General features: G+C 66.0%; 19 protein-coding genes. 10 read left to right on the top strand and 9 right to left on the bottom strand.

Features of this window, described 5'->3' with window-relative positions:
* Positions 1–48: 48 nt before the first annotated feature.
* The 3 genes from M9952_03830 to M9952_03840 all read left to right on the top strand — a co-directional run bounded on the left by M9952_03830 (position 49) and on the right by M9952_03840 (position 3398).
* Positions 49–2298, top strand: coding sequence for an acyl-CoA dehydrogenase family protein (locus tag M9952_03830; GenBank protein ID MCO5312051.1), 2250 nt, complete (start codon positions 49–51; stop codon positions 2296–2298).
* A 62-nt stretch (positions 2299–2360) separates the two neighbouring features.
* Positions 2361–2765: a nuclear transport factor 2 family protein gene (locus M9952_03835; protein ID MCO5312052.1), complete on the top strand. Its 405-nt coding sequence runs from the start codon at positions 2361–2363 to the stop codon at positions 2763–2765.
* A gap of 60 nt (positions 2766–2825) precedes the next feature.
* On the top strand, positions 2826–3398 hold the full coding sequence (locus M9952_03840) for a hypothetical protein (protein MCO5312053.1): 573 nt from the start codon (positions 2826–2828) through the stop codon (positions 3396–3398).
* Positions 3399–3525: 127 nt separating this feature from the next.
* Here the strand turns inward: M9952_03840 and M9952_03845 are convergent, their stop codons facing one another.
* From M9952_03845 to M9952_03855, 3 genes are all read right to left on the bottom strand, one after another.
* Positions 3526–4743 carry a HipA domain-containing protein gene (locus M9952_03845; protein ID MCO5312054.1) on the bottom strand — a complete coding sequence of 406 codons (1218 nt, stop codon included), beginning with the start codon at positions 4741–4743 and terminating at the stop codon, positions 3526–3528.
* On the bottom strand, positions 4736–5008 hold the full coding sequence (locus M9952_03850; protein ID MCO5312055.1) for a helix-turn-helix domain-containing protein: 273 nt from the start codon (positions 5006–5008) through the stop codon (positions 4736–4738). Before M9952_03850 ends, M9952_03845 begins: the two co-directional genes overlap by 8 nt.
* Positions 5009–5380: 372 nt before the next feature.
* Positions 5381–5635, bottom strand: coding sequence for a hypothetical protein (locus M9952_03855; protein MCO5312056.1), 255 nt, complete (start codon positions 5633–5635; stop codon positions 5381–5383).
* A 278-nt stretch (positions 5636–5913) separates the two neighbouring features.
* Here M9952_03855 and M9952_03860 point away from each other — a divergent pair, with 278 nt between their 5' ends.
* Entirely contained in the window at positions 5914–6525 is a 612-nt protein-coding gene (locus M9952_03860) for a DsbA family protein (GenBank protein MCO5312057.1), read from the top strand.
* A 163-nt stretch (positions 6526–6688) separates the two neighbouring features.
* Here the strand turns inward: M9952_03860 and M9952_03865 are convergent, their stop codons facing one another.
* Entirely contained in the window at positions 6689–7348 is a 660-nt protein-coding gene (locus tag M9952_03865; GenBank protein MCO5312058.1) for a hypothetical protein, read from the bottom strand.
* A 153-nt stretch (positions 7349–7501) separates the two neighbouring features.
* Between M9952_03865 and M9952_03870 the strand changes: the two genes are divergently transcribed.
* Both M9952_03870 and M9952_03875 read left to right on the top strand, forming a co-directional pair.
* Positions 7502–7771, top strand: a complete 270-nt coding sequence (locus M9952_03870; protein MCO5312059.1) for a hypothetical protein — start codon at positions 7502–7504, stop codon at positions 7769–7771.
* On the top strand, positions 7768–8985 hold the full coding sequence (locus tag M9952_03875) for a HipA domain-containing protein (GenBank protein ID MCO5312060.1): 1218 nt from the start codon (positions 7768–7770) through the stop codon (positions 8983–8985). Before M9952_03870 ends, M9952_03875 begins: the two co-directional genes overlap by 4 nt.
* Before the next feature lie 23 nt (positions 8986–9008).
* Here M9952_03875 and M9952_03880 read toward each other — a convergent pair whose 3' ends face one another.
* The 4 genes from M9952_03880 to M9952_03895 form a co-directional block, all read right to left on the bottom strand.
* Positions 9009–10154 carry a thiolase family protein gene (locus M9952_03880; protein ID MCO5312061.1) on the bottom strand — a complete coding sequence of 382 codons (1146 nt, stop codon included), beginning with the start codon at positions 10152–10154 and terminating at the stop codon, positions 9009–9011.
* Between the two features lies 1 nt (position 10155).
* Complete coding sequence (locus tag M9952_03885; GenBank protein ID MCO5312062.1) at positions 10156–10587, bottom strand: OB-fold domain-containing protein; 432 nt, start codon at positions 10585–10587, stop codon at positions 10156–10158.
* Positions 10588–10709: 122 nt separating this feature from the next.
* Complete coding sequence (locus M9952_03890) at positions 10710–11363, bottom strand: ceramidase (protein ID MCO5312063.1); 654 nt, start codon at positions 11361–11363, stop codon at positions 10710–10712.
* Complete coding sequence (locus M9952_03895) at positions 11360–12790, bottom strand: 1-acyl-sn-glycerol-3-phosphate acyltransferase (GenBank protein MCO5312064.1); 1431 nt, start codon at positions 12788–12790, stop codon at positions 11360–11362. The genes M9952_03890 and M9952_03895 overlap by 4 nt, the downstream gene beginning before the upstream one ends.
* Before the next feature lie 97 nt (positions 12791–12887).
* Between M9952_03895 and M9952_03900 the strand changes: the two genes are divergently transcribed.
* Positions 12888–14267, top strand: a complete 1380-nt coding sequence (locus M9952_03900) for a DUF2252 domain-containing protein (protein ID MCO5312065.1) — start codon at positions 12888–12890, stop codon at positions 14265–14267.
* 10 nt (positions 14268–14277) lie between these two features.
* Here M9952_03900 and M9952_03905 read toward each other — a convergent pair whose 3' ends face one another.
* Complete coding sequence (locus M9952_03905; protein MCO5312066.1) at positions 14278–15255, bottom strand: polyprenyl synthetase family protein; 978 nt, start codon at positions 15253–15255, stop codon at positions 14278–14280.
* Between the two features lie 263 nt (positions 15256–15518).
* On the opposite strand from M9952_03905, the gene M9952_03910 reads away from it, so the two are divergent.
* The 3 genes from M9952_03910 to M9952_03920 all read left to right on the top strand — a co-directional run bounded on the left by M9952_03910 (position 15519) and on the right by M9952_03920 (position 20382).
* Positions 15519–18116 carry an ATP-dependent Clp protease ATP-binding subunit gene (locus M9952_03910; protein MCO5312067.1) on the top strand — a complete coding sequence of 866 codons (2598 nt, stop codon included), beginning with the start codon at positions 15519–15521 and terminating at the stop codon, positions 18114–18116.
* A gap of 201 nt (positions 18117–18317) precedes the next feature.
* Positions 18318–19121 (top strand): hypothetical protein, encoded by an 804-nt coding sequence (locus M9952_03915; protein ID MCO5312068.1) that lies wholly within the window; start codon positions 18318–18320, stop codon positions 19119–19121.
* The gene (locus M9952_03920; GenBank protein MCO5312069.1) at positions 19111–20382 is read left to right on the top strand and encodes a chloride channel protein; all 1272 of its coding nucleotides are present in this window, start codon (positions 19111–19113) and stop codon (positions 20380–20382) included. The genes M9952_03915 and M9952_03920 overlap by 11 nt, the downstream gene beginning before the upstream one ends.
* The last annotated feature ends 65 nt before the right edge of the window (positions 20383–20447 follow it).

The raw sequence follows: 20447 nt of genomic DNA on the forward strand, positions 1-20447 counted from the left end.
TCGCGGGTTCGATTCGAGGGCGATGTGAATCTTGCGGAGGAGATCGACGTGAGCGAACCAACGGCAGGTGCGTCGGCGAACGACGTCAGCGCTGAGGACATCCGCGAGTTTCGCAACGCGGTGCGCTCGGTGCTCGGCGTCGGAACCGACCAATTGAATGAACCGGACCCGGACGGCTTGGCGCGCTGGCACGAACTGGTCGACCTTGGCGCCTCGACGCTGTGTGGCATGGCGGAGGGTCAGCGCCAAGACCTTGTGAACGGTGCGGCGGCGATCGCCCGCGATTTCGGCGCGGCGTTGTCGCCGGTGCCCTTCGCTGCGACGACCGCTGTCTCGAGAATGTTGTCTCGTGTGCTGGTCGACTCGACCGACTTGGGAGACGATGCGCTCGACAGCGTTCGGTCGGTGCTCGCCGGCATCGCCTCGGGCGACACGCTCGTCGCCTACGGACGTATCGATGCCGCCGGTGTGGCCCGCCGGGTGCACGGGGCCGACATCGCGAGCGCGTTGTTGTTGGAGGACCTCGGCCGGTCGCGTCTGGTGCTCCTCGATGATCCGGCCCAGTGGACCGTTCGACCGGTCGTAGCGCCGTTCGACGTGAGCCGCTCGATCGGCGAGGTGTCGGTGCCCGACCTCGACGCCGGCATCGCGCTTGGATCGGATCCGTCGGTGGGTGCGGTGGCTGGCCTGCTTCTCGCTGCGGACACCGTTGGCGGACTCGAACGAGCATTGGACGTCACCGTCGCGTACGCCGCACAGCGCATCGCGTTTGGCAAACCGATCGGCGCATTCCAGGCGGTGCAACACCGCCTCGTCGACCATGCGGTCAGCCTGCGGGCGATGAGCCTGCTCGTCGACGCGGCTGCCGACGCCTTCGCTTCGGGCCGGGCCGAGGCGCTGCGGTTGGGGCTGCTCGCAGAGGTCGCGGTGAGCGACCACGCGCTGCATCTCGCCCACGACCTTGTGCAACTCACCGGGGGAATCGGCTTCACCTGGGAGTACGGACTCCATTTCGTCGAGCGACGTGCCCAGGCCAACAACGCGCTCGGAGCGAACCCTCGGCGGGCGTTGACCTCGTTGATCGGGTTGGGCCTTGGCGACGCCGATAGCTCGCTTGACGGCGCTGAAGGCGCGACCGGTGACTCGTTCGCCGCGTACCGGCGTGAGGTACGCGACATCATCTCCCAGAGCGCCCACCCGATGCGTGCAGAAGGGGTGCGCGTGCCCGTCGACGATGCGGAGGAGGCGGCGATCCGAACCTGGCTCGCCGAAATGTACGACCACGGGGTCCTCGGCGGCGGGTGGCCGACGCAGTGGGGTGGCTCGTCGGATCATCACCCGATGCACGACCTCGTCGCCATGGAGGAACTGATTGTCGGCGGTGCGTATCGCCCGCTCGATCAAGTGATGTTGGCGAGCCATGCGGTGTTGACCCACGGCACCGAGGCACAGAAGGCCGAACTGCTGCCGGCGATTCGTTCGGGTCGTCACGTGTGGTGCCAGTTGTTCAGCGAGCCCGATGCCGGCAGCGACCTCGCCTCGCTTCGCACGAAGGCGGTGGCCGACGGTGACGGTTGGTTGGTGAGCGGACAAAAGACGTGGAGCACCGACGCCCAGTGGGCTGACATGGGTGTGCTGTTGGCCCGTACCGATCCGGAGGCGCAGCGCCACGCCGGTATCACCGCCTTCGTGATTCCGATGGACCTGCCCGGCATCGAGATCCGTCCGATCTGCGAGATCACCGGCCACGCCGAGTTCTGCGAGGTGTTCTTGAACGAGGTGCGCGTCGGGCCGGAGCACGTCCTCGGAGACCTGAACGACGGCTGGCGGGTGGTCACCGCCGGATTGGCCTCCGAGCGGGCGTTTGTCGGAGCCAACGCCATCCAGCTTCAACGGCTCTTCGACGACCTCGTGGCCCTGGCGGTCGGGCTTCGCTACGAGGACGGCACTGCGCCGATCGACCAGCCGGAGGTGCGCATCGACCTCGCCCGGCTGCTCGCGCGAGTCGAGGGGGTGAAGGCGATCGTGCGCGACGCCGTGCAGCGCATCTTCGACGACGAGGAGCACCCGAGCGATGGCCCGGTCGCGAAGCTCGCGTACACCGAACTCGACGTCGCGCTCACCGAGGCGGCACTCGCGATGATCGCGACGGCAAGCTACGGCGACGAACTCGGCGATCTCGTGGCTCGGTGGCATCACAACTTCATGTGGGGCCGTGCGCTCACGATCTCCGGCGGGGCGTCGGAGATCATGCGCGGCCTCATCGCTCGACAGTTGCTCGGGTTGCCGCGGGCCTGACGCCGACAGACCAACGGGCCAGAACGACCAGCAAGCCAGAACGACCAAAGGACCAACGTGTCATGACCGAGCACCGCCACGACGACCTCGAAAACATCCGCCGACTCCTGGCGAACTACAACCTTCACCTCGACGTCGACGATGTCGACGCGTGGGTAGAGCTGTTCACCGACGATGCCGAGTATCACGTGTACGGGCGGGTGTTTGCTGGCCACGATGGCATCCGCAAGATCCCGACGGGTGCGCCCAAGGGCCTGCATCTCGGCGGGCAGCCGTTCATCGAACTCGTCGGCGACGACCGGGCGAGCGTGCGTTCGAACCTGCTGTTCGTCGAGGCGGGCACCGACGTGTTGCGCAGCGTGGTCTACGACGACGATCTCGTGCGCACCGAGGCCGGATGGCGATTCGCCGTTCGTCGATGCCGCTTCATCCGCACCCACGGCCTCGACGACCGCCCCGAACGCTGAACCCGGCCGTCGCGCGCCGATCGGAGTGATTGGCGGCGGTGTGGCTGGTGGGGTCTGCACGTGGAGCCAAGCGATGCCGCTGGTAACCCGAAAGGCTACCGGCTTCGGTTTGTCCCTCCGGGAGGGTTTACTGCAACGAAGTCTGGGGGCGATTCGATCCTGGGGGATGACGCCACCTCGGCGATACGACACGTCACTGATGATGATCCGTCTGGTTGGAACGCTGGCCTGGTGCACCGGTCTGAGGGTTCCGCGACCCCAGACGAACCAACAACAGGCGAACCAACAACGAGGATTACTGTCAACTACACACTGTGGTGGGACGACAACCTCAACGGCATCCGCGACCCCGACGAGTACCCGCTCGACGCAACGAATTGGACGTCCGGCAGAATCCAGGTCTATGCGTACCCTAACGAGGAGGTTTTCGATATCGACCGAAACGGTCATGCCACCACCTCGTGGGATTTTCAGCCGTTTCCTCGTGACTACAACGATTGCGCAGTCTTCAAGCTGGGTGTGATGGGCCATTTTCCGGAGGCCTCGGTGGTGTCGCTGAGGCCGAGTGCCGATTTGCCCGCCGTGGACAGTGCGGTGCCTCCACCGGAGGTCCACGTGCCGGTGAGGCGATAGTCGCCGCTGTTGGGGTTGGCGAAGATCGCTGCCGGCCGTCGCGCGCCGCTGGGTGCCGTGGGCCAGTCCCGCGAGTGTCGTTCAGTAGAACTCAAGCGATGGCCTCGGGTCGCCCCGCAAGGCGGAATCAGAGCGATCGACGCAGCCGGTCGATGTTCGCCGTGATCGCCTCGAACGCTTCTTCGTGATCGAGCACACGGAGATTCGCCGTCATCTCCTCCAGCGTGTCTTCGACTGCAGACGCCGCCCGGCCCACAGGCACACGAAACCGGACGGCCTCCTCGACAAGATCAGCGCCAGTGATCGCCGAATTCCGGCGGACGTCGTTGACCCACAGTGCCGCCCGATCACGCAGTGCAGGCCACAGCATCGTGGGTACCGTGTCGTAGAGCGGGGCAAGCGTGACGGTGCCGTCGTTGATCATCAGGCTGACGTTCTTTGCATGACAATCGCCGTTGCCGATCGCCGTCGTGAACGTCATCGCAGCGATGAGTCGACTCACCTCGTGGTTCCAGTTGTCGCTGTAGGAGTCCAACAGATCGGCGCAATGCCACCAACTCGGTGCGGAGGATGAATGTTGGTACTTCGCCTTTTCTCGCCGATCAGCAGGGTTGACGCCCAGTGCCTGAAGGAGATCCTCTTGGTGTAGCCGCACGACCGTGCCATTGCGCTCGATCGAGCGGTCGTATCTCGGCACGATCAACACGTCACGGTCGCCCACGACAGTCACGCTCGCATCGATCGTTGTGAGTCCGACGGCGAGCGCCAGGCGGAGGCACGCGGCCTCTGCTGCCACGATCCCACGGTGGGTCGCCGAATCCACTTTCAGGATGTGTGTCGAGGGGTATCCGTGGATCGGGCGAGCCCATCGATCTTCAATCCGAACAGCGGTCATCTTGTCCTGCAGTCCAGCGAGCGACAGTTCCGAATCGTCGGCGATTCCCAGCGGTTCATCCTCCAGGTTCAGGATCGCCGCATCGAGCTCGCCCGGGCCATAGATCGCAATGTCCGGGTCCCTGGGTGGCGGATCGACCGTCACGATCTCAAAGGCTCCGGCGATGTCGCGTCCATACCGTCGCAGGAGGCCGAAGGTGTCGGACGCAGCGACGTCGGCTCGCGCTGCCAAAGCGTGCAAGTGCTGCCCCTCTGGAAGTAGGCCGCGGCACCACGCCGTGACATTGACCGGAGCCTGCTGAACCGGCGCTGAGCACGACACGACGATGCGGCCGGTCTCGACAGAATCGAGTACCTCGTTGCTGTAACGCAACGTGACCGATGACCCCGACGAACGTTCCAGCACACCGATGACCGTGGGGCCGTGTCGCAACTCAAGGTGGTCAGTCATCGTTCGATTCCGACCGTTTATCCGAGACGTCCCACGAGATCGTGACGTTGACGCCCAACCGACGAAAGGAACGCAGCAGATGACCCACCAGGCGGGTGCTTCGCCCGGCCTCAAGCGCAGCGAGGTAGGCGCGTTCGATGCCGATCTGTTCCGCCAGGTCGGCCTGGGTCAGTCCCCGCGATCTGCGGGCCTCACGCAGTGCCAAGCCGAGGTCGCGTTCAGAGCGGACCCTGACCACTCGTGCTGGATCGCTACGTTCGACCATCGGCACCCCTTGATGTACCAATTCCGTTACATCGCCAGAATATCGCCTCATGTACCAATACCGTTACATCTGCCGAATTGGCTTGGATGCAACAATATTGTTATATCCAACCGAATGGTCGATCAGCGCTACTCGTTTCGGCGGTCGTCGAGCCCGTAGCGGTCGCGCACCGAACCCCTGCGCGCGCACCGCCGTCGGCTCCCGAGGTTTCACGCAACGCCGAGTCCAACAACGGAGTCGCGGCGCTGAACACGCCCCACGGGCTCTTGCATCCGGGCACGACCCACGCGTGCATCATCCACCCGGACTCGCCGCCGGTCTTACGGCCTCCACGCTCGGCGCACTCCTCGGCGCTCAACGAACTGTCGCCGATCACCCCGCCGACTCCCTGGCACAGGCCGAGGTGGCGGTGCCCGTGATCGTTCGCTCCGGTGAAGCCCTGCGTCGACTCGGCATCGACAGGGCGACCTCGCGGGCCTCGGCCAGCTCATCTTCGAGTTGAGCGCACTGTTTCGGGTCGGTCATGGCGGTCCAGGGTTGGGGGCCGACGTGGCCGCCGTCCCCACCCTCCTCCGCCGCTGTCGTTTCGTGATCGGCTGGCATCGCACCGCCCTGGTACATGTCCACGCCGAGTACCTCCGCCCCGTCCCGGGAGGCCGCAATGTTGAAGTCCCGGTCACAGCGGGTGGTGCTGGTCGTCGGCGATCTGTTGGCGCGACAGCGTCGTGTCATGGACGGTCATGTGGTGAGGCTCTGGTGTTGTCGGAGCGCGTCACGAACCTCAATTCCGCCGCAGCTGTGGGCGACAGATCGAGCCAGGTATCGAAGCGCAGGACCCGCTCGATCGACCATACCCTCCGGGGTATACTTTCGCACGCGGAGACGCGCGAGGAAACGAGGTTGCCATGACCACCATCGAAGTGTTCGCCGACGTCGGCTGTCCGTTCGCACACATCAGCCTCCACCGGTTCGTGGCGCGCCGCGCGGAAATGGGCCGCAGTGACGTGCGTCTCCACGTCCGGGCGTGGCCACTCGAGCTCGTCAACGCCACGCCGATGGATCCGGAGTTCATCGCCGACGAGATCGACGAGATCCGGCCACAGGTCGCCCAGGACCTGTTCGTGGGATTCGCCGCGGCGGCGTTCCCGTCGACGTCGCTGCCGGCGCTCGCGCTCGAGGCCGCCGCCTATGGAGTCGATTCGACGGTCGGCGAAGCGGTCAGCCTTGAGTTGCGCGACCGGCTCTTCGAACGTGGCGAGAACATCGCAGATCCGGCTGTCTTGGCCGACATCGCAGCCGCCCATGCGATCGCGTACGACCCGACCGACCTGAGCGCGCCCGAACGCGATCATCGAGAAGGAGCGGAGCGAGGCGTCATCGGCTCGCCGCACTTCTTCACCCCGGCGGGTTCGTTCTTCTGCCCGGCCCTCGATATCGGCCGAAACGACGAAGGTCACCTCGTGGCGGCGAGCGACCTCACAGGATTTGAGGCGTTCCTCGCGACCTGCTTCACCTGAGGTGCTGAACCGGTCGCAACTCGGAGTTGTTGCACCGACTCGTACGGTTGGGGGTTACGCCGGCGCACCGGGTTCATCGGCGGCAAGGATTCCGATGACCGACGCTGCACTCCAGCGGCGAGCGCCGCGTGGACCGGGCGGCAGTTCGCTGGGCGTGCCTGCGCTAGCGAGCTTGTTCAGCGCAGCAATTGCTGTCGGTCGAGACCCCCAACGCGTGCTCCACCATGGCGGCGTTGAGGACCGGAGACTGGAACGCAAGGTCGATGGTGGCGATGACGCTCGACGAGTTCCTTGCCGCGAAGATCGCGCGGTAGTGCTCCCGTAGCGCCAACAGTTCCTGAGCACGGGTGGCCGCGTCGATTGACTGAACCCGAATGCCTTCGAGGATGAGCTGGAGCCACGTCTCAAGGTCGCCCCGTTCGCGTACGCCCTGGAGCGCGTCGTAGTACGCCTGCCTGTGAGCCTCCAGGTAGGGGGAGAGGTAGAGCAGCGGTGCAGCGAGGGTTGCCCCTCCCGTCCCGATCCAGTTCTGCGATGTACGCAACTCGCCAGGATGCCGTTCTTGCCCTCGTGCGCCGGCCAGGATGATCGCGTGCATCTCCCGGATAAGTCGGATGCTTAGCGGCAGCGAGTGTGACCGCTCGACCCCGTGATGAAACGCGTTGACATAGTTCACGACTTCTTGGACGTCGTCGCTGGGTGCGGTATTGGTTGCCTCGACATCTCGGGGGATGGGTGATGGGAAGTACGCGACGTATCCGTGCGGGCCGCCTGTGTGACGCCCGTTTTCGAACAGCGTTGGCTCGTATCGCGCGAGGTCCACGACGTCAGCCCATCGACCTTAAAGGTTTTGGGCGCTTTCTTTATGGTCGGCCTCTGACCTGTAAGTCGGCTTAACGGTCGAGAAGCGGGAGGAGATCGGCTCGGTGTCGCGGAGGTAACGAAATCGAGCCCACAGCCTCGGCGGCCCGAGGGCATGGCCGGAGACGACGTTCGCATCAATGCGTTGCTCGGTCAGCGCACGACCTACCTGCGGGACCCGCGTAGGCTGGCCGACGTGGGCTACGCCGAGCGGGTCGTTCGCGAGCTGAGCTGCGACGATCTGGCGGCGATGGCGGGTGTGGACGTCGATGTCGTGCGCCGGATGGAACGCGCCCTGCCGCTGCGCGCACCCGGTGACGTGCGACGGGTACTCCGTTCGATTGGCATCGAACCCAGAGCGTTGCCCGATATGGCCATCACATGAACGGTCGCATCGAAGTCTGGCGAGAAGGTCGCCATGTGGGGCAGTTCGTCGTCGCAGCCGACGGGGTGTCGTTCGACTACGACGAAGGGGCATCGGCCACACCGATTTCTCTCTCGTTGCCTCGTGACCGGCCAGCAAAGAAGAAGGCCGCCTTCAACTTTCTGGCAAACCTGCTTCCGGAACAGGAGCGGACGCGAGCGCGCATGGCCTCGGTCTACGGCGCGGCCAGTGCGGGCGTGTTCGACCTGATCCACGCCGCCGGAGGCGATATGGCCGGTGGGCTCGTTCTCTTGCCCGAAGACCAGGAGCCGACCAAGCGCGCTTCGGAAATCAGTCCAGCAGCAGAGCAAGACATCGCGAAACGGGTTGCGGCCATCAAGCGCGATGACAGCGACACGACACCGGCCGGCGTTCCAGCACGATTCTTGCTCGCCGGGGCTCAAGGCAAGTTCGCACTCTCGCTCGTGGAGGACGACTGGTATTGGCCGAATGAATCGGTGCCATCGACTCACATCGTGAAGCCAGGGAGCCCCACCTATCGAGGGATCGAGGCAGCGGAGGCGGCGGCGATGAACCTGGCGAAGCGGGCCGGGCTGTCGGTTGCCGCCGCCGGTGTCGAGACCTTCGCCGATCAAAGCGCGTATGTCGTGAGGCGGTTCGATCGTGAGCCCTCTGTGGGGCCACTTGCAGCTCGCGTGCACATGGAGGATCTCGCTCAGAGCCTCGGTCGTTCGCCGGAAGGCAAGTACGACGTGACGGCACGAGAGGTCGTTTCGCTGCTCCGAACAATCGACACCGGCGGTGGCGTAACGTCGGAGTTCCTCCGCCAGTTGGCGTTCAACGTCATCGTCGGGAACGCGGATGCCCACGCCAAGAACTACTCGCTGTATCTACGCCCCGATGGGGTTGCGATGACACCGTTGTACGACCTTGTGCCGGTATTCCTCTTTCCTGAGGTCGACCAACGACTCTCCATGGCCATCGGTGGGGCGCGGTCGGCGAAGGCGGTGACTCCGAACCACTGGCGCAAATTCGCACAGAGCGTCGGACTCGATGTCGACGAGGTGTTGTCGCTCGTTCGTGAGGTGGCCGGTGCGATCGGCGAAGCCTGCAGCGGCGACAACATCTGGGCAGCGCTCGATCCCGATCAGCAGCGCGTGGCGACGCAATACGTTGCCCGATCTGTCGAGCGCTCGCTTCAACCGATTCGCTAGCGACTGCTCCGCTCGGCCGGCCCTCAGCGAGACAGGATCGACACCCCGGCCGTGCCGGGAGCGCCGTAGAGCTGGGCGTATCCGACCTTCGGGTCGCCCGGAACCTGGCGGTCGCCCGCCGTGCCGCGGAGCTGTTGCACCAGCTCGTACACCTGACGAAGGCCCGACGCGCCGATCGGTTCGCCGTTGGCGATGAGCCCACCATCGGTGTTCACGGGCATCGACCCGCCGATCTCGGTCGCACCCTCGGCGATGAGCCGTTCCTGATCACCATCCGCACAGAACCCGTTCTCGGCCATGTGGATGACCTCGGCCCCGGCGTCGGTGTCCTGCAACTGGATGACGTCGACATCCTCCGGCCCGATTCCGGCGATCTCGTACGCGGCCTTTGATGCGTACACGGTCGGTGCCGCGTCCTGTTCGACAGCAGCCCAGCTCGCGTGCACCTCGAAGGCGCCGTAGCGGCGGGTCCTCAGCGTCGTGGCGCGCAGATAGATCGGCGTCGAGGTGTACTGCTTCGCCCGATCCGCCCGGCACAAGATGACCGCGGCGGCGCCCTCGTCGGGACTGCAGAACATGTACTGGGTCAGCGGGTAGTTCAACATGCGCGACGACAAGATGTCCTCGACGCTGATCTCTTTACGTCGCAGCGCGTTCGGGTTCAGCACGCCGTTTCGATACCCCTTGTTGGCGACCCGGGCCAGGGTTTCGTGGCTGATCCCGTAGTCGTGCATGTAGCGGTTGATCTTCATGGCGAAGAACTTGGTCGTGAGGAAATGGCCGATCTCGCCGTACCACTCGGGGGCCGCGTAGTCGACCGGGTCGGAGGTGAACGCCCCGTAGCCGTGCTTGTCCATGCCGACCGCGATGCCGATGTCGTATTGGCCCGATCGAATCGAGTCGGCCGCAAGGTTCAGTGCCGTCGCGGCGGTGGCGCATCCGTTGTAGACGTCCATGAACGGGATGCCGGTGAGCCCGAGTCGGCTCGTCACGGGGTCGGGATTGTCGACCTCGAAGCTGCCGCCGAAACCGAACTGGATGTCGGACCAGGCCACCCCGGCGTCGGCGAGCGCGGCCCGCGCCGCGTCCGCGCCCATGTCGATCGCGGACTTGGCGCCGAAGCGACCGAACGGGTGCAGGCCGACCCCGATGATGGCGACGTCGTTCATCTCAGTTCTCCTTATCGATGGGAGCGAAGGCGAAGGTCATGACGGTCGTACCGTCGGGGTCGGTTCGGAAGGGCACGATGACGAGTTCGAGTTCCATGCCGATCTGCAGACGCTTCGGGTCGCTTTCGGTGAGCCGCGCCTCGACGCGGACCTCGTCGCCGAGTTGCACGAGTCCGACCCCATAGGGGCGGAAGGTCTCCGGGGTCTCGCCGCCGGCGTAGGGCTCCTTGGGCAGGAACTCCTGGGTGGTGAAGGTCCACAACGTGCCGGTGCGGGCCAACAGGTGCTCGGCGACGTCGACCGAGCCGCAGCGCGCACATGAGCTCGGCTTGGGAAAGGTCACCGAGGCGCGCTGATCACACTTGCCGCTGATGAGTTGTGGCGAATCCGACGGCCAGGTGAACACCTCGGGGGCGAACGCGACCTGCGACATAGGACCTCCTCGTGGACTGCATCGGCGTTTCCTCAAAATTGACGTCGATGTCGAATATCTCGTTCGAAGTGTAGAGCCGTGGTGGGTGTCGGTGCACAGGAGATGGCTCGCTCGGCGATTGCTCAGGTCGCGCTGCTGCGCAGGTACACCGTCGCCGCCATTGCAACGTGCCACAGCGCGTGCGGCTGCACGAGGCTGTCGGGCCGACACCACGGTCCGCCGCTTCGACCCAACACGTGAGCGAGCGCCCCGACCCCGACGGTCACGGCCTCGGCCACGTCCCTCACCCGGATCGCCCGACTCGAGTCCTCGGTCGCAACCCGGGCCGCCTCCGCCGCCCCCGCCGCGATGCCGAACGCCGCCTGTGCTCCCATGGACGTTCGCGGGTGGGCCGCCACCGAGGACACGACCGGCACGATCGCGAGTGCCGACCTCGGTACCGGCCGACCCGAAGCACGCGAGCCATCGGCCAAGGTCAACGAAGCGAGCAGGTTCAGCAGTGACGCATCGTGGACGTATCTGCCGAACGCGGTGCCGGGCCCGTGGTACGCGACGCTTCCGAGCCCTGCCGCCATCGCGGCCCACCCCACAGCGGTTTCGCCGGGCGTGTCGGCCTGGCGCCGCCGCAGCGATCGAATGGCAAGCGCACCCGCGGCGACGAACGCGAGGCTGGACACGGTGTTGACCGGCTGAGCGACGAGGCCCCGACGACACCGCTCGCAATCCGATGCCGCGATGTGACCGGTGGGCTCGTGGCCGACTCGGCGCCCGCTCACGACGCCTGCTCGAGCATGCGGCGAGTGAGCTCCACCACCTCGCGACGTCGCTCGCGCACCTCGTCCATCTGGCCGCGACGGTCGAGGAACGTCCTCCAACGAACGATGGTGTCGACCAGGACGCGGATCCGCTCGACGACAAACATCGCGAGAACGCCCATCAGCGGGACGGCCACCAACACGACCAGGTTCGCCACCGCGCCGAGCCGGTCGTGATGAGCGGAACCCAACAGGGTCTCCACCGGCAAGGTGATACTGCGCAACAGGTCGCCGAACGCTCCGGGTCGGGCGTCGGCGAAGGCCAGCGTGAGCCAGGTCGCCGGAAACGCCACCGCGGCGACGAGAACGCGGATGGTGCCCTTCGAAACCGGAGCTTTCGGGATGAGCCCGGCGATCAACACCAGGGCCACCGGCACGATGTTCGCCAGCAGGCCGGCGAGTGCCACGGGAGACAGGAACGTCACGACGACCGCGATCACCGCAATCTTTCGGGCGAGCGCGGTCAGGCTGATTCCGCGCTGCACGTCGACATCATCGATGCCGACGAACCCGAGCAGCATTCTGTACCGAGCCACCAGCGACACCAACGCATTGCGCTGCGCCGGCTCGACGAGGGCCAAACGGCGGGCGGTCGAATTCACCTCGGCAAGCGGCACCGCTGTCTGTGCGGCGCGTTCCTCGTGCAACGTCATGGTTGCCGCGGCCCCGAGGGCGAGTGCCTCCTCGGTGGTATCGAAGTGCGGGGTCAATGCCTGAATCTCGCGCTGGAGATGGTCGGTCAGCTCGCGCACCTGCTCGTGGAGGGGTTCCCCGTCGGGTCCGAGCAGGGCGCCGCTCGGGACCTCGATCGGTGTTCCGTAGCTGACGATCGCCCGTCCGCGAACCGCCACCTTGTCTTCGTAGGTGACCCCCACCGGCACGATGCTCACTCCCTGCACCCCTGACCCCGCAGCCTGGATCGCAATGCGGGCGGCTCCGGTGCGCAGCGGTCGAATCGACGGATCGTCGTGGGTGGTGCCTTCGGGGAAGAGCGCGAGCATCGACCCGCCTTCGAGTGCGGCCACCGCGTCGGCGAACATCGATGCGTTGTCGTCCCCACTTGCGCCGTCGGCCCGCCGATGCACGGGGATGACGCGGGCGAACCCCAGCAACGGCCTCGCGACTGCGGTGTCCCACAGCGTTGCCTTGGCCAGGAAACGAGGCAGGATTCCGAGCTCCGCCACCAACAGAACGGGATCGACGAAGCCGTACAGATGGCTGGCGGCGAGCACGACCGGGCCGGGCGGTGGTGGCGACCCTTCGACTTCGACGGAACGGAAGAACGCTCGCGTGAGCAACCCGGCGACAATCGTGATGATGCGATCTCGCAGCGTGACGCGCCGAGTCGCGACCGCCGTGGCGTCAGGGTCCAAGGCGTGCTGTGTCACCGGCTCCTCCTCGCTCGTGGTCATCGGCCTTTGTCCGGTGAACGTCTGTGGATGCTACCGGCGAGCGTTGGTGGCGGCGATGCGTCACGCTGTTGCCATGAACGAAGATCTCCATGGCCGGGCCGTCGACGACGCGGCCCATCGACGGGCGGATCTGTCCGAGGGTCGGGCGGCGCGAAAGCGGGCGCCGCGCAAGGGGCTTGGCGTGTGGGACCCGGCCGCCCGGCAGGCACCGGCGATCGAACGCCTCCGCGCCCAGGAGCCGGTACGGGATCAGGACCTGCTGCCGCTTCGCTATGCGCGGATGGCCTCGTCGCCGTGGGCGTATCTGCGCGGTGCCGCCGCGGTCATGGCCTCGGATCTGGCGACCCGACCGCACTCGGGGTTGACGGTGCAGATGTGTGGTGATGCACACGTGCTCAACTTCGGTCTGTGGGCCTCACCGGAACGACGGTTGTTGTTCAACGTCCGCGACTTCGATGAGACGCTGCCGGGCCCGTTCGAGTGGGATCTCAAGCGTCTCGGCGCGAGCGTGTTCGTGCTCGCCGATTCGGTCGGCCTGCCCGAATCCAGGAGTGCGGCAGCGGTCACCGCCGCGGTTGAGGGCTACTGCGAGGCAATCGGCCGTTACGCCGAGATGGGGGAGTTGGAGGTCTGGTATGACCGGATCGATGCCGACGCCGTCCGCGACGAACTGGCTCCGGATGCTATCGAGAAGGTCGAGCGAGTCGTTCGTAAACAGGCGCGCAAGCGGAGCCAGGCCGGGGCGGTACAGCAGTTCACCGAAGTGGTGAACGGGCGCCGCCGCATCATCGAGGAGCTACCGAAGCGCCAACGCGTCGCGCCGAACTCGATCGGTGCCGCCGGTGGGTTTGAGGAGGTGTATTCGATGTATCTGGCGTCGATACCGGCTCATCTGGAACGTCTGATTTCCCGGTTCAAACGCCTCGATGCCGTTCGGCAGGTGGTCGGGGTCGGCAGCGTCGGAATGCGGGTCTGGTTGTTGCTCATGGAGGGCGACAGCGGGGTTCCGGTGTTCTTTCAAATCAAACAAGCCACGCACTCGGTGTTTGAGGATGTGCTCGAACCGAGCCGATTCGCGAGCCACGGCGAGCGGGTGGTGGTCGGTCAGCGGTTGATGCAGTCCGCCAGCGACATGTTCCTGGGGCACCTCAGCGCAGGTGGCCACGACTACTACCTCCGGCAGTTCCGCGACATGAAGGTCATTCCCGACGGCGACCGGATTGCCGGGTCGCTCACGGAGTTCAGCCGTCTGTGCGGCCTGGCGTTGGCCAAGTCGCACGCGCGCAGCGGCGAACCCGGCGATATCGCCGACTACATCGGAAAGGGCGCGGCCTTTTCTCGCTCGATCGTCGACTTCAGCCGGGCGTATGCCGCCCAGACCCATGCCGACCATGCCGACCTCGTCGCGCTCGCGGCCGCCGGCGGAATCGAGGTTGCCGAACGGCCGTGGTAGCGCTTGGACCTCAGCGCGCGGCGAGCGACTCGACCGAGTCGACGAGGTGGGCGGTCGCGGCCTGCAATCCCACGACCCCCATCGACTCCGGCAGTGACCCGATCGCCGACACCGCATCGTTGGCGTACGAGCGAGCGACGTCGATGGCGCCGTGAATCCAACCGGCCTCCTTCACCAGCGCGACGGCGGTGGCGAGGTCGGCGTCGCTCATCGAGTCGGTCAGGAGTGGCCGCAACTCCGGACCGCTGTCGCTCTGCAGGGTCCGCAACACCGGCAGGGTGTAGACGCCCTCCAACATGTCGTGGCCGGAGGGTTTGCCGAGCTCCTCGGGGGTTGCCACGAGGTCCAACACGTCGTCGACGATCTGAAACGCCATGCCGTATGCCGAGCCGAACGTGGTGAGCGCGTCGATCTGGGCGTCGGGCAACTCGGCGACGATGCCCCCGATTCGACAGGCGGTCGCCAGGAGGGCCGCGGTCTTGCCGTCGATCGAGGAGAGGTAGTCGGCCTCGGAGCGGAACGTGTCGTAGGTGTAACGCAGTTCGAGGACTTGACCCTCACACAGACGGGCGATGGTGCTGGCCAACAGCCCGGCGACCTCGACTCCGAGCGAACTCGCGATCTCCGACGCTCGGGCGAGCAGGAAATCGCCGGCGAGGATGGCCTTGAGGTTGCCCCACTTGGCGTTCACCGATTCGACGTTGCGCCGGATGATCGCATCGTCCATCACGTCGTCGTGGTACAGCGAGCCGAGGTGCACCAATTCGACCGACACCGCGGCGCGCACGATGTCGATGTGTGCCCCCGATGCGCCGGCGCCGAACGACGGGTCGTTGGGCGAGGTGGCGGCCGCGGCGATGCAAAAGCCCGGACGAACCCGCTTTCCGCCGGCGGAGATCAGGTGCGAGGCGATCTCGGTGAGATAGGGGTCATCGGAGCTCGCCGAGGCAGCGAGTTCGAGTTCCACGCGTGCGAGGTCGGCAGCCATGGTCGGCATGATGTCGAGAGGGTTGCTCAAAGCCACGGCGCCCAAGGTAGTTGGTCTGGCGCGCGTTGCCCCATGCGAGGGGCTGTGCCCCACGTCTCGTGTGGAGGCGGGGCTGAGTCGGGCCTCGGCTGAGAACTTCTTGGGTCAACCGACCCGGGTCGGAAGAATCGCGGCGAGGTGATTGTTGAACCACTTGCCACGCCCGCACCTTTGAATGTCAGGGTCCCCGGGTAGACTGGCGGAGAGTCCGCAGGAGGCACTCTGTGTTTGAACGATTTACCGACCGAGCCCGCCGCGTCGTAGTCCTCGCGCAAGAAGAGGCGCGCTTGCTCAACCACAACTACATCGGCACCGAGCACATCCTGCTCGGCCTGATCCACGAGGGTGAGGGCGTCGCTGCCAAGGCGCTTGAATCGCTGGCGATTTCGCTTGAGGCCGTGCGCCAGCAGGTGGAGGAGATCATCGGCCAGGGCGGTTCGTCGCCGTCTGGGCACATCCCCTTCACCCCGCGTGCCAAGAAGGTGCTCGAGTTGTCGCTGCGAGAGGCGTTGCAGCTCGGCCACAACTACATCGGCACCGAGCACATCCTGCTCGGTCTCATCCGCGAGGGTGAGGGCGTTGCGGCACAGGTGTTGGTGAAACTCGGCGCCGACCTGTCGCGGGTGCGCCAGCAGGTGATCCAGTTGCTGAGCGGTTATCCCGGCCCGGCCGGCGCTTCCGGTCAATCCGGCCAGCCGCAACAGGGTGGGGAGAAGGCGTCGACCGGTGGCGGTTCGGGCGACAACGCGTCCGGTTCGCTCGTGCTCGATCAGTTCGGCCGCAACTTCACCCAGCTCGCTCGCGACAAGAAGCTCGACCCGGTCATCGGGCGCGAGAAGGAAACCGAACGGATGATGCAGGTGCTCAGCCGCCGCACCAAGAACAACCCCGTTCTGGTCGGCGAGCCGGGTGTCGGCAAGACCGCCATCGTCGAGGGCCTCGCCCAGGCGATCGCGGCCGGCAACGTGCCCGAGACGCTGCTCAACAAGCAGCTGTACACCCTCGATCTGGGTGCCCTCGTCGCCGGTTCTCGCTATCGCGGCGATTTCGAGGAGCGCCTCAAGAAGGTGCTGAAGGAAATCAAGACCCGCGGCGACATCATCTTGTTCATCGACGAGATCCACACCCTCGTCGGTGCGGGCGCCGCGGAAGGCGCGATCGATGCTGCCAGCATCCTCAAGCCGATGCTGGCCCGTGGCGAGTTGCAGACCATCGGTGCGACCACACTCGAGGAATACCGCAAGTACCTCGAAAAAGATGCGGCACTCGAGCGACGCTTCCAGAAGATCGTGGTGGAGGAGCCCTCGGTGGCTCACACCATCGAGATCCTCAAGGGCCTGCGCGAACGCTACGAGAACCACCACCGCGTCACGATCACCGATCAGGCGCTCGTCGCGGCCGCCAACATGGCCGATCGCTACATCTCCGATCGCCAGCTTCCGGACAAGGCCATCGACCTGATCGACGAGGCAGGTGCCCGTCTGCGCATTCGTCGGCTTCAGAGCCCGCCCGACTACCGCGAACTCGAGGCCGAGATCGCCGAGGTCACCCGGCAGAAGAAGGAAGCCGTCGAGAAGCAGGATTTCGAAGAGGCCGGTCGCCTGCGAGACAAGGAAAAGGAACTCCTCGCCCGCAAGGACGCGAAGGATGCCGAGATGAAGGCGTCCGGAGTCGACCTGTTCGACGAGGTCGACGAGGAGGCCATCGCCGAGGTGTTGTCTCTGTGGACCGGCATTCCGGTTTACAAGCTCACCGAGGAGGAGACCGCCAAGCTCCTGCGTATGGAAGATGAGCTGCACAAGCGGGTCATCGGCCAACACGAGGCCATCAAGGCCGTCAGCCAGGCGATTCGCCGCACTCGCGCCGGACTCAAGGATCCTCGTCGTCCCAGCGGTTCGTTCATCTTCCTCGGCCCCTCGGGTGTCGGTAAGACCGAGCTCGCCAAGACGCTCGCGGAGTTCCTCTTCGGCGATGAGTCGGCGATGATCACCCTCGACATGTCCGAGTACATGGAAAAGCACACGGTGAGCCGTCTCGTCGGTTCGCCTCCCGGCTACGTCGGCTACGACGAGGGCGGTCAGCTCACCGAGGCCGTTCGCCGTAAGCCGTTCTCGATCGTGTTGTTCGACGAGATCGAAAAAGCCCACCCCGACGTGTTCAACACCCTCCTGCAGATCCTTGAGGAAGGCCGTCTGACCGACAGTCAGGGTCGTTCGGTCGACTTCCGCAACACGGTGTTGATCATGACCTCGAACCTCGGCACCGCCGATCTTCGCAAGGCCGTGGTCGGGTTCTCCAAGCGCGACGAGGCCGTCTCCTACGAAAAGATGAAGGCGAAGGTCAACGAGGCGCTCAAGGCGCACTTCCGCCCCGAGTTCCTGAACCGCATCGACGAGACCATCGTGTTCGGCGAACTGTCCAAGCCCGAGGTCATCCAGATCGTTGACTTCATGGTCGCTCGCGTGGCCGAACAGCTCAGCGGTCAGGGCATGGGCCTCGAGGTCAGCGACCCGGCCAAGTTGTTCCTCGCCGACCGCGGCTACGACCCGACGATGGGCGCTCGCCCGCTTCGTCGTGCGATTCAGCGCCTCGTCGAGGATCCGCTGTCGGAGAAGCTCCTGTGGAAGGAGTTCCGCGCCGGTCAGATCATCAGCATCGACGTCGCCGACGATCCGGAGAACCCGGGCGATCAGATCCTCACCTTCGCAGGCAAGGAAGGGTTCATCCCGCCGACCCTCGAAGCGGATGATCTGCTCGAGGTGGCTCCGCCAGCACCGCCGGCCGTCACTGCCGCCGGCGGAGATTCGGCCGCCGAAGCCTGAGACGGGCCGCAGCGCTCCCGGTCGAGCCTGCGACCCCCAACCCCGAATTTCCCGAGTCCCGACGACGTCGGGTGTGCACGGCCGACAAGGCCCGGCGCACCCGACGTCGTCGCGTTTCAGGCTCCCGACGCTCGTCGGGTGTCATCGTGTGTCATCGGCGGTCGTCGGAGGCCGAGAGGCTCACCGGTAGGCTGTGATGCCGTGATTGCCCTGCGCCGGATCCGCTCGACCCTCGTCGCCGTCGTCGTGGGGGCCATGACGGTGTTGAGTTCCGCCTGCCAGGCCATCGCAACGGTGGCGATCGATGCTGAACTCGACGGTTCGGGCACGGTCACCGTCACGGTCGATCTCGACGCTTCGGCGGCCGGCCAGCTCGGGGATCCGGAGACCGCGTTTGCCGTCGACGACCTTCGCGACGCCGGCTGGACGATCGACGGTCCGAACGCGGAAGGTGAACACACCACCCTCGCCGCTTCGAAGCCGTTCGCCAATGCCGACGACCTTCCCCGGGTCATCGCCGAGGTCTCCGGCCCGGACGGGCCGTTCCAGGACGTGACGCTGACCCACGCCAACGGCTTTGCCGGTTCCTCCCTGGAACTGAGCGGCCGGTGGAAGCTCACGGGGTCGCTCGATCAGTTCAGCGACAACGAAGTCGCCGCCCAACTCGACGGCTATCCGCTCGGACGAACCCCCGAAGAGATCGCTGCGGCGCTGCAGGAACACCCGGAGGCGCTGAAGTTAGTGCTCGAGGTGTCGATGCCCGGAAGCGTTCAGGCCTCCGAGCGGTTCACGCTGACCGACGGCACGGCGGCGAGCGGTGAGGTGTTGGGCACCGGCGCGCCCATCGACGAGGCGTTCTCGGTGTCGACGCGGTCGAACAACCGGTCGGTGGTGGCCTGGATGATCGGCGCGGCAGTGTTGATGGTCGGCGGTCTTGTGGTCATGGTGGCTGCGCTGCGGCGTCCACAACGCCGTCGTGGCTCCAATGGCACCGATGGGTTCTGACCCGACCGGTTCTGAACCGGTCGCCTGCAACGCCCCTCGGGGGGCGAACGGATTCGGGCCGATTCGAGATGCGGTCACCCTGGCGCTCCTCGGCGTGCCGATCGGGTTGGTCGTCGGCATGGCGAGCGCGGCGTTTCTGGCGTCGCTGGAGTGGGCGACCGGCGTTCAGCACCGCCACGGGTGGCTGCTGTGGTTCCTGCCGCTTGGCGGAGCGGCGGTGGCGATGATCCAGACTCGATTCGCTGCGGGGTCGTCCGGCGGGTTGACGAGCGCGCTGCGCCGTATGCGCGGCGAGGACGTCGATGTGGCGGCGACGACGGCTCCGGTCGTGTTCGGCGGATCCACGGTCTCCCATCTCCTCGGTGCATCCGCCGGACGCGAGGGGGCAGCGTTGCAGATCGCGACGAGCCTGACCGACGCCGCGGCACGTCGGCTTTCCTTCGACGGTGAGGCGCGGCGGATGATGCTGATCGTCGCGCTAGCGGCGGGCTTCGGGGCGACCTTCGGTGTGCCGGTCGCCGGGGTGGTGTTCGCGATGGAGGTTGCGCCGGTGTCGTACCGCCGTCGCTCTATTGCTGCGCTGGCGTGCGCCGTTGCCGTATGGTGCGCCGATCGGGAGGTCGCGTGGCTCGGAGTTCATGCGGAGTCGAGTCCGATTCTCAGCGGTGTGTCCCCGTCGCAGGTGCTGGCGGTGATCGCCGCGGCCCCGGCGTTCGGGCTGATCGCTTGGCTCTTTCTTCGGGTCACCGAGACGATCAAGGAGTTCCTACAACGGTGGGTTCCCAATGCGGCGCTGCGGCCACTGGTCGGAGGGGTCGTCATCGTCGGATTGAGCATCGCGGTCCAAAGCCGGCAGTACAACGGACTGTCGCTCGACCTGTTGGCCCGCTCGCTGGCCGGTGGCGAGGACGTGGGCGCAGGGTCGTGGCTGCTCAAACTGATCTTCACCGCGGTCACGGTCGGATCGGGATTTCTCGGTGGTGAGGTCACCCCGCTGTGTGTGATCGGCGCAACCTCCGGTGTCGCCATCGCCTCGTTGGTCGGCGGTCCGATCGCGTTGTTCGCCGCGGTCGGAATGGTCGCAACCGTCGGTTCGGCGCTCAACGCGCCGCTCGCCTGTGCGGCGATGGGAGTGGAGTACTTCGGGGTCGGTGGGACCGCGGCGATCGTCGGCGCGTGCCTGATTGCCCGGGTGTGTTCGGGCCGCCACTCGTTGTATTCGGGCCACCACCCGGTGCCCGACGAGGCCTCGTTGGTGTGAGCCTGCCCGATGACTGGCGCTCCGTGGCGGCCGTCGATCGGACACCTCGAACCTCGAGTGTCAGG

Source organism: Microthrixaceae bacterium, from assembly GCA_023957975.1.
Lineage (GTDB): Bacteria > Actinomycetota > Acidimicrobiia > Acidimicrobiales > Microtrichaceae > JAMLGM01.